Below are 13,403 nucleotides of genomic sequence, written 5' to 3'. Positions count from 1 at the left end.
AAGCAGCATGATTATAAAAAATTTAGGAGGTATTCTATGAATGTAACGATTGAAAAAATTCTTGATGTTGTAGTGGACGCGGCGGCAGATAAAAAAGCGCATGATATTGTGGCGCTTGACCTGCGCGGTGTATCTCTGGTCGCTGATTATTTTGTCATTTGCAGCGGAAACTCGGATACTCAGGTGCTGGCGATTTCTACTGAAGTCCGCAAGCAGGCAGACAAGCTCGGCGTGAAAATTCGCGGCGTAGAAGGGGAAAATACGGCTCGCTGGGTGTTGATTGACCTTGGTGACGTTGTCGTGCATGTATTCCATAGAGAAGAGCGCGAATACTACAATATCGAAAAAATATGGTCTGATGCAAAGGTTGTGGACTTAGTATGAGCTTTGTAGCAGGTACGCTCGATACGTTAAAGGTGGCGCGCGAGGTTTCTCCCTACGGCTACTTTCTTAGCGATGGGGCAGACGAGGTGCTGCTTCCATATACTGAGCTTGTAGGCTCCAAGCCGCATGCAGGCGATATGGTAGAGGTCTTTCTTTTTTATGATTCGGAGGATCGCATCTGCGCTACGATGAAAAAGCCTTACATCACCTTAGGCGAGATGGCTCGTCTGGCTGTTGCGGACGTGCACCCGAGACTCGGCTGTTTCTTGGAGATCGGCCTTGGGCGCCAGCTTCTGCTGCCGATAAGCGAGCTGCCAGAAAAGGTGGAGTATCGACCTGTGCCTGGCGATGAAGTATTTGTCATTCTTACTCATGACAAAAGCGGACGGCAAATCGCAAGGCTTGCTCAAGAGCAGGATCTGGCGCCGCTAACCTTCCCGGCACCGGCTGCCTGGAAAAATCAGTGGGTCGAGGGCTGGGTAACAAAAAGCTTGCAAATGGGGTCATTTGTCGTTATTGACGGCGGTGTGGTCGGCTTTGGCGCTTACGGTCTTATACCTGGCTCCGAGCGGGCAACGAGCTTGCGTCTGGGACAGCGTGTGCGGGCAAGGGTGACGTTTGTGCGCGAGGATGGGCGTGTTAATCTGTCCATGCATCAGCAAAAGGAATACGGGCGGCTGGAGGACGCTGAGCGCATCCTTGAATTTTTGCAGCAGCGTCCTAACGGCGGCATGCCTTATTCCGATGAAACGGAAGCCGACCTGATTCGCAACCGTTTCGGCATTAGCAAAAGCGCATTTAAACGGGCGCTGGGCAAGCTGATGCGCGATGGACTGGTTGTGCAGCAGGGAAGCTGGACTTATTTGACAGAGCATGCGCCGAAGAAGCAGGCATCTGCGACTGAGGGTGAGGATGAGTGAGCGCATATAACGACTTTGCAGCGGTCTACGACCGCTTGATGGAGGATATGCCCTATGATCAGTGGCTGGACTTCGCCAAGCAAATTTGGGGGCGTTATGGCCAGCCTGAGCATGTGGTCGACCTCGGCTGCGGGACAGGAACGATTGCGCTAGGGCTTGCTCGTGATGGCTACCAGGTTACAGGGATAGATCTGTCTGCCGCCATGCTGCAGGTGGCTGACGCTAAGCAGCAAATGACGCTGCCGACGAGCGGATCAGTGCGCTGGCTGCAGCAAAATATGAGCAGCTGGCAAACGGATCAGCCAGCCGATTCTGTTATTTCGTTTTGTGATTGCTTTAACTATATTGTGGACGAGGATGAATTGCTCGCAGCTCTTCAAGCTACGTACAGCGGCTTGAGGCAGGGGGGCAGCTTTATTTTCGATGTCCATCCGATTTCGCGCTTTGAGCAATATGCGGAGCAAGCGCCGTTCGTATATGACGAGGACGGCATTGCGTATCTTTGGACATCCCAATATGATGAGGAAGAGCATATTATCGAGCATCAGCTTGCTATTTTCGTAGCAGAGGAGGATGGCCGCTACCGGCGAATTGACGAGTTGCATGTTCAAAGGGCCTACCATCCGATGTGGCTGCAGGGCGCGCTGCGTGAAATCGGCTTTACAGAGGTAAACATTTTCGCCGATTTTCAACTGAAGCCCTATGACGAGCAAGCAGAGCGGCTCTTTTTTGTAGCGATAAAATAAAGCCTGACAACTTGTCAGGTTTTTTACTTTGTTGCAGGGCGGAAATTGTCATCTTCTGTCAAGAGCTGCATTGACTATTGCTTTTGTCCTAGCTGTTCTATCTGCCTTAGCTGCTCTATTCAGCTCTAGTTGTTCTACTCTCGCAAAGCATCCGTCAGCTTGCTATGCATACTAGATGTTGTGGTTCCCTTTATTCCCTTGCTTGCCCGTAATTTGTGCACGGAGCGCTTCAATTGCTCGTTTTCAGCTGCCAGCTGACGCATGTAAGCAAGCAGCGATTCATCTCTTTCGTCACATTTCTGGAATAAATCCTCAACCCTTGCTAAAGCTTCCTCTAACGTTTGAATTGTTCTCATAAGATCCCTCCTGGCGATTAGCAAATGCTACTATCACATGATAGCTGATTTTTTAAAAATCGTCGAGACGAGTCAAAGCCACGCCAGTATTGGGCTCGTCGCTTTGAAAATATTTTCATAGGTTAAATTTGGTCAGATTCAATTGACTACTCCTATATCTTGATGTATTATCTTATTCAGCGACTACATCTAGTACAAAATGTAGTCCAAGCAGTAGTCAGCATGATTCGAGCTACAAGCGCATCTGCCTGTTCCTTAATGATAAGGTAGAGCGCTTTTTGATTGCTATATATGGGTGAAGGAGAGAGTGAAATGTTAGTTGTATATGATTCCAAAACGGGCAATGTAAAGCGTTTTGTGAAAAAGCTGAATATGGATGCGGTGTCCATTGATGAAATGCCGAAGGTGGACGAGCCCTATGTTTTAGTTACATATACAACAGGCTTCGGCCAGGTTCCGCCAAAGGTGTCAGACTTCTTGCAGCACAACCACAAGATGTTGAGAGGGGTATCTGCAAGCGGCAATCGCAATTGGGGGACCGGATTTGCCAAAAGCGCCGACACGATCGCTCAAACCTACAATGTACCTGTTATCCTGAAGTTCGAGCTTTCTGGAACGAATCAAGACACGCTACAATTTATCGAAAGGGTGCAATCCATTGAAGCATATTGAGTTGAACAATGAGCTAATGCAACGCGGGGCTGATGGTTTCTATCAGCTGGAGAAGGACAAGGAAGCGGTAGCCGCTTTTATGGAAGAGGTCGAGGCCAAAAGCATGAAATTTGGCTCTTTCGAGGAAAAAATAAACTATTTGATCGAGAACGACTTCTACGACAATGTCTATGAAAAGTATACATATGATCAAGTGAAAGCAATCTTCGATTTGACCGCTTCAGAAAACTTCCAGTTTCAGTCTTACATGGCAGCTTCCAAATTTTATAAGGATTATGCTCTGAAAAGCAATGACAAGAAGTACTATCTGGAGCAATATCACGAGCGTGTGGCGATCGTAGCCCTGCATTTGGGCGAAGGAGATTTTGAGCGTGCGCAGCGGATTGCCAAGGCGATGATCGAGCAGCGCTTGCAGCCTGCTACACCGACCTTCCTTAATGCGGGAAAAAGCCGTCGCGGCGAAATGGTATCCTGCTTCCTGCTAGAGATGGATGATTCGCTCAACTCTATCAACTACGTGCTGGGAACATGCATGCAGCTTTCCAAAATCGGCGGCGGCGTCGCCGTCAATCTATCAAAGCTGCGCGGCCGTGGTGAGCCGATCAAAGGCGTTGAAGGGGCTGCCAAAGGGATTATGCCTGTGCTTAAGCTGATGGAGGATGCATTCTCCTATGCTGACCAAATGGGGCAGCGCAAAGGCTCTGGAGCTGGCTACTACAACATTTTCGGCTGGGACGTTATCGAGTTCCTGGACTGTAAAAAAATTAATGCTGATGAAAAATCTCGCATTAAAACATTATCAATTGGTCTAATTATTCCTAATAAATTTTACGAGCTTGCTGCTCAAAACAAACCATTGCATGTATTTGCACCGTTTTCTGTCTATAAAGCGTATGGTCAGCATTTGGACGATATGGACCTCGATGAAATGTACGAGGAGCTTCTTGCCAATGATCAAGTAAAGAAAAAGGTTGTCATGAGCGCACGCGACATGCTTACCAAAATCGCTTCGATCCAATTGGAATCCGGCTATCCATACATTATGAACAAGAGCAATGCCAATAAAATGCATGCATTGAAAGATATCGGCTCAATCAAAATGTCGAATCTATGTACAGAGATCTTCCAATTTCAGGAAACGTCTGAAATTAACGATTACGGCTTCGACGATGTTATCCGCCGCGATATTAGCTGCAATCTTGCATCACTGAATATCGTAAACGTCATGGAACGCAAAGCGATTAAAGATTCCGTGCACGTCGGCATTGAGGCGTTGACGACGGTGAGCGACTTGTCTGAAATCGACAATGCGCCAGGCGTGCGCAAGGCCAATGACGAGCTTCATTCCGTAGGACTTGGCGCAATGAACCTTAACGGCTTTTTGGCGAAAAACAAAATCTCTTATGAGAGCGCGGAGGCGCGTGAGTTCGCTGGCGTATTCTTTATGATGATGAACTACTACTCGCTTGAGAAAAGTATGGAAATTGCCAAGGAGCGCGGCGAAACATTCAAAGATTTTGATCGCTCCGAGTATGCCAAGGGCACGTACTTTGACCGCTATCTGGAGAAGGACTTCCGTCCACAGCTGGAGCGCGTTCAGCAGCTGTTTGAAGGCATGCACATACCTGGTCCGGAGGATTGGGCACAGCTTAAAGAAAAGGTGCAGAAGCATGGCTTGTACCACGCATACCGCCTTGCTGTCGCACCAACCCAAAGCATCAGCTATATTCAAAACGCGACCTCGAGCGTAATGCCGATTGTCGAGCATATCGAGACTCGCACCTATGCGAATTCAACAACGTATTATCCGATGCCGTATTTGTCACAGGATAATTTCTTCTTCTATAAATCAGCTTACAATGTCGATCAGTTCAAACTGATAGATTTGATTGCTGAGCTTGGTCAGCATGTGGATCAGGGGGTGTCTACTGTTCTTCATGTCAATAGTAATGTATCGACGAGAGAACTGGCACGCTTCTATATCTATGCTGCGCAAAAAGGCTTGAAATCATTGTACTATACGAGAACAAAACGACTTTCGGTCGAGGAATGTACAAGCTGCGCTGTTTAAGGCGCAGCTATATTTCATCTTATAAAGGAGTATGCTGAGTATGAAAGCAGTAAACTGGAACCGTCCTGATGACGATTTTACACAAACATTCTGGCAACAAAATGTGATGCAATTTTGGACGGACGAAGAGATTCCGTTATCAGATGATAAAATGGACTGGGAATTAATGACGACTGAAGAGCGTACATTATATAAGCATGTATTGGGCGGATTAACGCTGCTTGATACTGTGCAAGGCGGCGTCGGCATGCCTAAAATTTTGGAGCATGTGGAAGGCCTTCAACGCAAGGCTGTGCTGGGCTTTATGGCGATGATGGAGCAAATTCACGCCAAATCGTACAGCAGCATTTTTACAACGCTGGCCTCCAATGAGGAAATTGATGAAATTTTCCGTTGGGTGGAAACGAACCCGCAGCTTCAGAAGAAAGCGACGATTATTGCGAACTGGTACAACAGCATTCACACGCCGCAGGATTTATATCGTGCGATGGCGGCTTCCGTGCTATTGGAAAGCTATTTGTTCTACAGCGGCTTCTTCTATCCGCTTTACTTGGCTGGACAAGGCAAAATGACAAGCAGCGGCGAAATTATCGACTTGATTTTGCGAGATGAGAGTATTCATGGCTTGTATGTAGGCGTATTGGCTCAGGAGCTAGCTTCCAGCTTCCCGCAGCAGGAGCAGGAAATGCTGGCGCAGGAAGTGCTTGATCTGCTGCTTGAGCTGTACGAGAACGAGGTTATTTATACGGATGAGCTGTATTCTCCGCTAGGCTTGCAGGATGAGGTTAAAGCTTATGTTCGCTACAATGCCAACAAAGCATTAATGAATTTGGGACTTGAGCCGCATTTCCCGGAGGAACCGATTAACCCGATCGTATTTAATGGCATTAGCACGCATACGAAGCAGCATGACTTTTTCTCGAAAAAAGGCAACGGCTATATTCGTACATTGAACGTAGAGCCATTGACAGATGACGATTTTGTCTTTAATTTTTAATATATAGGCTTGCACGTCGAAAATGATCGCTCTCGTACTTAACTACGAGAGCGTTTTTTGACCGAAGCGGAATATATAGTTTGCAGGCTTGGTAAAGGCTAGAAAAGTTTTTAGGGGGAGAACAGGCGATGAAGATGATTCAAGTTCAAGATCTGGTGCAGCGATTTGAACTGGAAGTTTTGGCAGGCGCTTCACAGCTTGATCGCAGCATTACGAAAGCGAGAGTTTATCGGCCTGGCTTGGAGTTTGTCGGATACTTCGATTATTTTCCACAGCAGCATATTCAAATTCTCGGGCGCAAGGAAATTACGTATCTGCACCGTCTGACAGAGGAAGAGCGCAATCATCATATCGGCAATATCGTTAAATACCATCCGCCTTGCTTTATCGTAACAGCAGGGCAGGATGGATTAAAATACTTGAAAAAATATTGTGAAGAGGAGCAAATTCCTCTATTGCGCACGAGCGATGATACCGCTATGTTTATCGGCAAGCTGGATCATTATTTGCTCAACATGCTGGCGCCTGAGCAATCGATTCATGGCGTCTGCATGAATGTGTCAGGCATTGGCATTATTATTCGCGGTAAATCCGGCGTTGGCAAAAGCGAAACGGCGCATACGCTTATTCGCCGCGGACACCGCCTGGTTGCTGACGATATTATTGTTTTGAAGAAGCTGAGCCAGCATACGCTGCTTGGCTCGCATAATGAGAAAACAAAGGAGTTTCTTGCCCTGCGCAGTGTCGGCCTCGTAAATGTAGTCAGGCTGTACGGCCGCAAGGCGTTTCAGGATGAGACGCGCATTACGCTCGATATTGAGCTGACGCGCTGGAAGGAAAACGAACTGAACAATGATCTTGACCTTGAGCCATGCTTTGTTGAGTATATGGGCGTCAAAATTCCACATATTGAGATTCAGCTGCAGCCTGGGCGCGACGTGGCTGGCTTGATTGAAGCTGCTTGCAACAACTGGTATTTAAAGCAGCAGGGCTATAGCGCAATGGAAGATTTTATGAAGCGACTGCAAATGGAATAATTGCGTAAAATGAGGGGGATGCTTATTAAGTAGCTTAATAGCTATCCTTTTTATGGCAGTTTATGCTACAATATTGTCCGAAGACTAGCTAGATTGATGGTACTGAAGGTATAGGAGGGGGAGTATAGCATGGAGGCTTGCTCAATTGTATATAAATCTGCTCTGCATCTTATTGGTATTCCTTATTGCGGACCGTATTCAACGTTTCCCGATGAATCGATTCGCCTGCAGTCTGATTTTCTGGCAAGACGGCATGAGTTGGATCATGTTATACAGCCTAATATCCTGTATTGCCCTTATTTCGGCAATGAAGCATTTGCGACATATTGGGCTTGCTTCGAGTGGGAATATTCCGAAGAGGCGCTGCCAGATGGATTCGTAGCGATTACAATCCCTGCGCATCGCTATGCTGTTGTTAGCATTTCCTCGCAACGAATAGGCGAAGGATATGAATTATTAAATACGTGGATTCATGATAATGGCTACAAAAAGCTTGATTTGGCCGTTTCGTTGGAAATTTTTTATTTGGAGGCTCAGCGTTGGGAAGAAGAGATGGTTGATTTGCTCATTCCTATTGCTGATTAGATCGTATGCAAAAGCTGCCTGAAGCGATTCGACTTATGACAGGCGCATGAAGCAATTATGTGCTTTATTGCGCCCAAGCGTCATCGCCAGGCAGCTTTTTTAGTTATGCTTTATTTTTGTAGGCGGCAGGTATGGAGCGATAGCTGGTTACTTTGTTTTTGCCTGTCGATTTCGAATAGTACATCGCTTCATCAGCCAGCTTCACAAGGGAAGCAAGCTCCGCACTTTCCTTCGTTGTGCAGAAGCCAACGCTAACGGTTACGATTGTTTCTTGCTCTACACGCGCTCGTATTCGCTCGGCGATCGTTTGCGGCTTAACCTTATCAATTTCAATGGCGCCGAGCAGTTCTTCTCCGCCATAGCGGCCGGCAATGCCGTGTGGGGCAACCTCATCTCTAAGGATAGAAGCAACCTGCTGCAGCGCTTGATCTGCGGCATGATGGCCTTTAGTGTCGTTCAAGCTTTTAAAATTGTCTATATCACAAAAAATAACGGCAGCTGGCTTGCGTGCAATCATCTCGGCAAGCTTTTTTTGAAAATGCCTGCGTACATAAAGACCTGTCAGCCCGTCTAAAATGGCAGATTGATAGGTTGTGAGCAAACGCTCCATAATCCATTCCAGCAGCAGATAGAAGAGCAAAAAATAATAAAGCACAGGCAAAGCCATAACAAGCGCACCCAGCCACGGCTGCGAATGCTCAAATACGTATTGGTGGAGCATAAGTGCGATCTGATAGCTGAACATGACGCATAAGCTAATAAAATAAGCAGCGGGCATTTCAATATGGCGAGTGACGACTAGCATTGTAATGATGAGAATAAACATATAGAAGTCGAGCACTGGAAAGCCGAGCGCTTTAGTGCCGCCAATCTCATATGGTGCCAGCAAGAAGCTCGCGGCAATCGCTATTGCTGCTCCCAAAGACAGCAATAGAATTGGTGCAATCCTTATGCGAATTCCGATTGCATACATTTTCATAAACACAAAATTAATGATAATGAAGGAAATCGTACCTGCAATTGTCGAAATAATATAAAGCGACTCAGGAACAGCCTGCAGCGAGCTTGCGGCATAAGCGTTCAGCAGCTGAGGAATTGCAGCAGTACCAAGGCCGCAAATAAGTATAATAAACACTTGCTTGTGCCGGTAGCGGCGCATTATTTTAATAGAGGTCAAAAGGCAAATTACCGTTACAATAAAACAGATGAAGGGTGCCAGCGTTGATAATAAATGTGGGTTGGCCGTAAAAATGGTCATATGTAAAACCTCTGAGTCGTATTTATGTTTACCGAAACATATGTTCTACTATATCATATTTTGTCGTATGATAGAACGGTTAAAACAGAATTAAGGAGCTGGTATCAGTGAATATTTTACAAGCATTGTTCTTCCCACCTGAACAGCCGGGAGGCGTCTCCTCAATGGTTCCGTATATTCAGGAGCGCTTTAATCAAATGGATTACGAAATGGAGCTTTTCTCGCTGCCGAAGCGCATCCGCAACAAGGGCAACGAGCCAGTTAGCTTCAAAACGTTCGATCATACGCCTTATCTAGGAAACACGCTAGTCGATAAATATATTCAAACCTATCGCGACTATCTGTGGTGGACACAGATGCGCATTAAAAAGAAATATGATCTTATTCATGCTCATCATCCGATTGCAGCTATGGTCATGAAGCGAGTATTTCCTGATACGAAGCTTATTCTGACGCTGCATTCCAGCTATGAGCGAGAGCTGATTTTGAACAAAAAGATCGAAGCTGGCGGGCCTGAGCATCAATTTCTAACGAGCATTTACCGCGAGCTTGAAGTAACCGCAGATCGGATATTAACGGTTTCTCATGCCTTCCAAACCTACCTGCATCATTATGTGGAGGATGCAGGGCGGATCAAGGTTATTCATAACGGCTTTGATGAGAAACGCTTTCGGCCAATCGCCCATGAAAATGAAGTGACACAGCTTATTTCAGTATGCCGTCTTGTGCCTGCCAAAGGGCTGGATGTGCTGCTGAAGGCATGCGCCCGCATTAAGGAAAAGGGCCATCCGTTCGTGCTGCATCTGATCGGCGACGGACCGATCCGCAAGGAGCTGGAAGCGATGGCGCAAAGTCTTGGCTTATATGACGATATTATTTTTTATGGCTATATGCTCCATCCCGAGGAGTTTATGCCATTTTTCGACGTGTTCGTGCTACCATCGCGCGCTGAAGCATTCGGCTCGGTGTTCGCCGAAGCGGCGCTTTGCCAGCTGGCGCTTGTTGGCACGAATGTTGGCGGAATTTCGGAGCAAATTGAGCATGGTGTTAACGGTCTGCTAGTCCCTGTAGAGGATGACGAGGCGTTGGCTGAAGCGTTGGAAACGGTCATTATTGATCCGGACTATCGCTATCAGCTTGCCCGTGCAGCCTCGGATAAGGCGAAAAAGGATTATTCGCTGGAGCGGGTTATTGCCCAGCTTAAAAAGGTGTACCGCGAGGAAAAAAGCAAATAAATTAATTGATGCCTGTCGCTGTTGTACGAACAGACAGCGCAATAACCAAATCAGCACCAGCTCCATGCGCAATATGGAGGTTGGTGCTGATTTGGTTGAGCGGTTATTTTTGAATCGGTTCTAGCCGCTTGCGGGCGATAAGGATAAACCAGCCGAGACTGATGAAGCCAAACAGCGGATAAAGCGTTGCCAGCAAGTTGCCAAAGCCGATTTGGCTCATAAAATAACAGCATACAATCGCACAAAAGATGATGAGGCTGGTTGGAAGCTTGGAGCGCTCATGCACCTGCAGAGCCAGTCCATAAATATCGGCAAGCAAGGTTGTAAAAACTTCGGCAAAAATAATGGTGACATAAATATAATAAACGGCTACACTCATATTTCGCGCGATGCCACCCATCGGGATCGCAAATTGCTGAACGCCGGGCATATGTGCTGACAGCGCAATATGGCCGACAATGAGCATAAAGCCAATGCCTAATCCGCCAAGCAGTGCGCCTCGTTTAATAATTTTCGGATTTTTGGTTTGTGCGCCAATCGGGACCAGCACGGCTTGCGCCAAAGCTAAATTAAAGGCAGTGTATAGAAAAGGTGTGCTGAGTGAAGTCCAAAGGGGATAGTCGGTCTTAATCGTGAGAAAGCTGGATGTGTTCGGCATCTGCAAGGTATCAAAAAAAATAATCAATGTGAACAGCAGCATAATCGGCACTACAATGGAGTTGACTGCAATGATCGCATGCATGCCGCGCAGCAGTAAAAAAAAGCAGGCGATCCCTGTCACAATCAAGCCCAATTGATAAGATAGGTCGAAATTTTCCTCAAAAACGGTGCCGGCGCCGGCAAGCATCACTGCTGATACGCCGAGCAGCACGACGAGCATAAACAAGCTTATAATAAAGCCTAATTTTTCACCAAACAGCGCGATGTTAAGATCCTCATACGATTTTGCCTTAATCTGATAAGCGAGCAGCATCACCTTGTAGCCAAGCCAAATAAATAAAAAGGTGGAAAATATAATCGCGTACGTTCCCCAGCTGCCGAATCTGGTGAAAAACTGCAAAATTTCCTGTCCGGTTGCAAATCCAGCCCCTACAATGGTGCCCATATAGATCGCCGCTATTTGAAATGATTTAATCCAATCCTGTAGCTTCATAGCCTTCCCTCACTTTAACTATACTATTAGCCAGTATATGAGAGCAGTCAGACAAGCATGACAAGCATATTGCAGAGATGTACACCATATTGCACCATATTGCATTAACAAGGCAAATATTTGTAGATCTGTTCACACCGCTTGCTAGATTAGCGTACATGTGGTATTTTACTGAAAAGAGCATGTAGCGGAGGGATTCGTCATGGAACAATTAAAGCAAAAAATTTTACAAGAATCTGCAATCGTATCAAACGATGTGTTGCGCATGGATTCGATCATTAATCAACAGGTTGATCCTTCGCTAATTATGGAAATTGGTAAAGAGTTCGCAGCACGCTTTAAAGCGGACAATATTACGAAGGTGTTGACAATTGAGTCCTCTGGCATACCAGCAGCGTTTGCAGCGGCTTATCTATTAAATGTGCCGCTAGTATTTGCCCGGCGCAAGCAAACAGTCATTAATGACCCAGATTCTTATGTGGAGCGTGTGCCATCCTTTACGAAAGGCATGGTATCAGATCTCGTCATCTCCAAGCAATTTCTGAACCGCGACGAGCGCATCCTGTTTATTGATGATATTATTGCCAATGGCGACGGTGCGCGCGGCGTAGTTAAAATTATTCAGGAAGCGGGCGCAGAGCTTGTCGGAATGGGCATTGTCGTGGAAAAGGCATTCCAGGCGGGAGCTAATTATTTCCGTGAGCAGGGCATCCGGGTAGAATCATTAGTGAAGATTGCTTCGCTCGATTCAGGCGAAATCGTGTTTAAAGATTAATTTCCAGCCGAATATGGTTGAGAGAACGTTCCAACTTCTTATATAATGGATGTAATTAGCGAAGGGGGGCGTAAGTAATGGAACATTTAACGGATCAATTTATGAATAGCAAAATTGCTAGTGCGAAAAACTCGTTCGAGCGTGCATTGGATTGCAAGCATACAGAGTTTGACGATTTATACCCATATATGATTGAGCACCCTCAATTTTTCTGGTATAAGCGATATGTGGCGTGGTCGGAGTTACTTACGATCGTAAAGCTGTGCGAGGAGCTTTCCATGTCATGGAAGGAGCAATTTTCCGAAAAGCAAATTGCGTACATTGAAGGACGCGTCATGTCCTCGAAAGTGTTGGATGAATGGTATGAAACAAATGACTCCAAAGAGCATGCAATAAACGAATAAAGCAAAGACAAAGTCTTAATGAATGCCTTAAGTGTTCGTTAAGACTTTTTATTACGATATAGATTCAGGAGGCAATTATGGTATCTGAGGATCAGCTCAATGCATTTCGCCTGTCGGGTGAGCTTGTCAGAGTCGTGCGCGATAGTCTTGAAAGCAATGACGTGACAGGAATAGTTGTGGCGTGGGACGATGACTCTGTTATGATTCGCAAACGAAATAAACGAGTCGTAAAGCTAAGTCGCACGTATATTTATATTGCAGCTAGTGAAGAAAGACCTAATGTAATAGATGAGGTTAATGAGTAAAGGAGATGAGGATGATGTTTTGTCCTGTTTGTGACGGCATAAGTTTGCGAGAGGTTGAAAAAAACGGAGTATTGATTGATGTTTGTCCTTCCTGCAAAGGGGTTTGGCTTGATCGCGGAGAACTGGACAAGCTGATGAAGGATGTGCATGCAGCGCATGAGGAATATGATCAGCTGCAGTCCTATGTTTCCGATCCGCGCAGAAAGCCGTACCCGTCTGCTCCGGTGCATAATCCGATGCCGCATAGTCAGCATAGCTACAATCCGGCATACCGCAAAGACTATTATGATCCGCATAAAAGCCACAAGCATTATGGCTACGACAAATATGGCAGGCCAATTAAGAAAAAGAAAAAATCGGTATTTAATGTGCTGGAGGACTTGTTTGATTAAAGGTACGACTGGCATGCTGCGATAAACAAAGAATATCGAGGAAGCAGATGGCGAGAGGGCAGAGGCTGCCGCTTTCGCTATCTGCTTTTTTGTGTTGTGTTGATGGGTAATGC

At 46.2% G+C, this 13,403-nt stretch carries 16 protein-coding genes; 13 read left to right on the top strand and 3 right to left on the bottom strand.

The genetic code is table 11. The features are described from left to right. The first annotated feature begins 36 nt into the window (after positions 1-36). From rsfS to KJS52_RS12115, 3 genes are read left to right on the top strand one after another with little or no spacing between them, the layout of a single operon-like run. On the top strand, positions 37-384 hold the full coding sequence (gene rsfS, locus KJS52_RS12125) for a ribosome silencing factor (protein ID WP_213515393.1): 348 nt from the start codon (positions 37-39) through the stop codon (positions 382-384). Then, a complete protein-coding gene (locus KJS52_RS12120; RefSeq protein ID WP_213515391.1) occupies positions 381-1,304 on the top strand; it encodes a CvfB family protein in 924 nt (307 codons plus the stop codon). Before rsfS ends, KJS52_RS12120 begins: the two co-directional genes overlap by 4 nt. Beyond that, entirely contained in the window at positions 1,301-2,050 is a 750-nt protein-coding gene (locus KJS52_RS12115) for a class I SAM-dependent DNA methyltransferase (RefSeq protein WP_213515389.1), read from the top strand. Before KJS52_RS12120 ends, KJS52_RS12115 begins: the two co-directional genes overlap by 4 nt. A gap of 134 nt (positions 2,051-2,184) precedes the next feature. Here KJS52_RS12115 and KJS52_RS12110 read toward each other — a convergent pair whose 3' ends face one another. Then, positions 2,185-2,406: a hypothetical protein gene (locus KJS52_RS12110; RefSeq protein ID WP_213515387.1), complete on the bottom strand. Its 222-nt coding sequence runs from the start codon at positions 2,404-2,406 to the stop codon at positions 2,185-2,187. A gap of 312 nt (positions 2,407-2,718) precedes the next feature. Here KJS52_RS12110 and nrdI point away from each other — a divergent pair, with 312 nt between their 5' ends. From nrdI to KJS52_RS12085, 5 genes are all read left to right on the top strand, one after another. Next, entirely contained in the window at positions 2,719-3,078 is a 360-nt protein-coding gene (gene nrdI, locus KJS52_RS12105) for a class Ib ribonucleoside-diphosphate reductase assembly flavoprotein NrdI (protein ID WP_213515385.1), read from the top strand. Next, on the top strand, positions 3,065-5,149 hold the full coding sequence (gene nrdE / locus KJS52_RS12100) for a class 1b ribonucleoside-diphosphate reductase subunit alpha (RefSeq protein ID WP_213515383.1): 2,085 nt from the start codon (positions 3,065-3,067) through the stop codon (positions 5,147-5,149). Before nrdI ends, nrdE begins: the two co-directional genes overlap by 14 nt. Positions 5,150-5,189: 40 nt before the next feature. After that, positions 5,190-6,146, top strand: coding sequence for a class 1b ribonucleoside-diphosphate reductase subunit beta (nrdF, locus tag KJS52_RS12095; RefSeq protein ID WP_213515381.1), 957 nt, complete (start codon positions 5,190-5,192; stop codon positions 6,144-6,146). 128 nt (positions 6,147-6,274) lie between these two features. Next, complete coding sequence (gene hprK, locus KJS52_RS12090; protein ID WP_213515379.1) at positions 6,275-7,183, top strand: HPr(Ser) kinase/phosphatase; 909 nt, start codon at positions 6,275-6,277, stop codon at positions 7,181-7,183. A 129-nt stretch (positions 7,184-7,312) separates the two neighbouring features. Further along, a complete protein-coding gene (locus KJS52_RS12085; RefSeq protein WP_213515377.1) occupies positions 7,313-7,768 on the top strand; it encodes an effector binding domain-containing protein in 456 nt (151 codons plus the stop codon). A 103-nt stretch (positions 7,769-7,871) separates the two neighbouring features. On the opposite strand, the gene KJS52_RS12080 is transcribed toward KJS52_RS12085, so the two are convergent. Beyond that, positions 7,872-9,026 carry a GGDEF domain-containing protein gene (locus KJS52_RS12080; protein ID WP_213515375.1) on the bottom strand — a complete coding sequence of 385 codons (1,155 nt, stop codon included), beginning with the start codon at positions 9,024-9,026 and terminating at the stop codon, positions 7,872-7,874. A gap of 107 nt (positions 9,027-9,133) precedes the next feature. On the opposite strand from KJS52_RS12080, the gene KJS52_RS12075 reads away from it, so the two are divergent. Next, entirely contained in the window at positions 9,134-10,261 is a 1,128-nt protein-coding gene (locus KJS52_RS12075; protein WP_213515373.1) for a glycosyltransferase family 4 protein, read from the top strand. Between the two features lie 103 nt (positions 10,262-10,364). On the opposite strand, the gene KJS52_RS12070 is transcribed toward KJS52_RS12075, so the two are convergent. Beyond that, complete coding sequence (locus KJS52_RS12070; protein ID WP_213515371.1) at positions 10,365-11,414, bottom strand: YkvI family membrane protein; 1,050 nt, start codon at positions 11,412-11,414, stop codon at positions 10,365-10,367. Positions 11,415-11,616: 202 nt separating this feature from the next. Here KJS52_RS12070 and KJS52_RS12065 point away from each other — a divergent pair, with 202 nt between their 5' ends. The 4 genes from KJS52_RS12065 to KJS52_RS12050 all read left to right on the top strand — a co-directional run bounded on the left by KJS52_RS12065 (position 11,617) and on the right by KJS52_RS12050 (position 13,290). After that, a complete protein-coding gene (locus KJS52_RS12065) occupies positions 11,617-12,189 on the top strand; it encodes a xanthine phosphoribosyltransferase (RefSeq protein WP_213515369.1) in 573 nt (190 codons plus the stop codon). Positions 12,190-12,266: 77 nt separating this feature from the next. Continuing rightward, positions 12,267-12,593, top strand: a complete 327-nt coding sequence (locus KJS52_RS12060) for a hypothetical protein (protein WP_213515367.1) — start codon at positions 12,267-12,269, stop codon at positions 12,591-12,593. Between the two features lie 77 nt (positions 12,594-12,670). Continuing rightward, a complete protein-coding gene (locus KJS52_RS12055; protein ID WP_213515365.1) occupies positions 12,671-12,898 on the top strand; it encodes a hypothetical protein in 228 nt (75 codons plus the stop codon). Between the two features lie 14 nt (positions 12,899-12,912). Next, positions 12,913-13,290, top strand: coding sequence for a TFIIB-type zinc ribbon-containing protein (locus KJS52_RS12050; RefSeq protein ID WP_213515363.1), 378 nt, complete (start codon positions 12,913-12,915; stop codon positions 13,288-13,290). Positions 13,291-13,403 lie beyond the last annotated feature (113 nt).

The sequence above is a fragment of the Paenibacillus montaniterrae genome, from assembly GCF_018403185.1.
Classification (GTDB): Bacteria; Bacillota; Bacilli; order Paenibacillales; family Paenibacillaceae; genus Pristimantibacillus; species Pristimantibacillus montaniterrae.
Note: the sequence above shows the minus strand (reverse complement) of the source record. Positions and strands in the feature narration are given on the sequence as shown.

Excerpts from the sequence above, each read along its gene's own strand:
- rsfS (WP_213515393.1), top strand. The coding sequence starts at position 37 with ATGAATGTAACGATTGAAAAAATTCTTGATGTTGTAGTGGACGCGGCG.
- KJS52_RS12120 (WP_213515391.1), top strand. The coding sequence starts at position 381 with ATGAGCTTTGTAGCAGGTACGCTCGATACGTTAAAGGTGGCGCGCGAG.
- KJS52_RS12110 (WP_213515387.1), bottom strand. The coding sequence starts at position 2,406 with ATGAGAACAATTCAAACGTTAGAGGAAGCTTTAGCAAGGGTTGAGGAT.
- nrdI (WP_213515385.1), top strand. The coding sequence starts at position 2,719 with ATGTTAGTTGTATATGATTCCAAAACGGGCAATGTAAAGCGTTTTGTG.
- nrdF (WP_213515381.1), top strand. The coding sequence starts at position 5,190 with ATGAAAGCAGTAAACTGGAACCGTCCTGATGACGATTTTACACAAACA.
- hprK (WP_213515379.1), top strand. The coding sequence starts at position 6,275 with ATGAAGATGATTCAAGTTCAAGATCTGGTGCAGCGATTTGAACTGGAA.
- KJS52_RS12085 (WP_213515377.1), top strand. The coding sequence starts at position 7,313 with ATGGAGGCTTGCTCAATTGTATATAAATCTGCTCTGCATCTTATTGGT.
- KJS52_RS12080 (WP_213515375.1), bottom strand. The coding sequence starts at position 9,026 with ATGACCATTTTTACGGCCAACCCACATTTATTATCAACGCTGGCACCC.
- KJS52_RS12070 (WP_213515371.1), bottom strand. The coding sequence starts at position 11,414 with ATGAAGCTACAGGATTGGATTAAATCATTTCAAATAGCGGCGATCTAT.
- KJS52_RS12065 (WP_213515369.1), top strand. The coding sequence starts at position 11,617 with ATGGAACAATTAAAGCAAAAAATTTTACAAGAATCTGCAATCGTATCA.
- KJS52_RS12060 (WP_213515367.1), top strand. The coding sequence starts at position 12,267 with ATGGAACATTTAACGGATCAATTTATGAATAGCAAAATTGCTAGTGCG.
- KJS52_RS12055 (WP_213515365.1), top strand. The coding sequence starts at position 12,671 with ATGGTATCTGAGGATCAGCTCAATGCATTTCGCCTGTCGGGTGAGCTT.
- KJS52_RS12050 (WP_213515363.1), top strand. The coding sequence starts at position 12,913 with ATGTTTTGTCCTGTTTGTGACGGCATAAGTTTGCGAGAGGTTGAAAAA.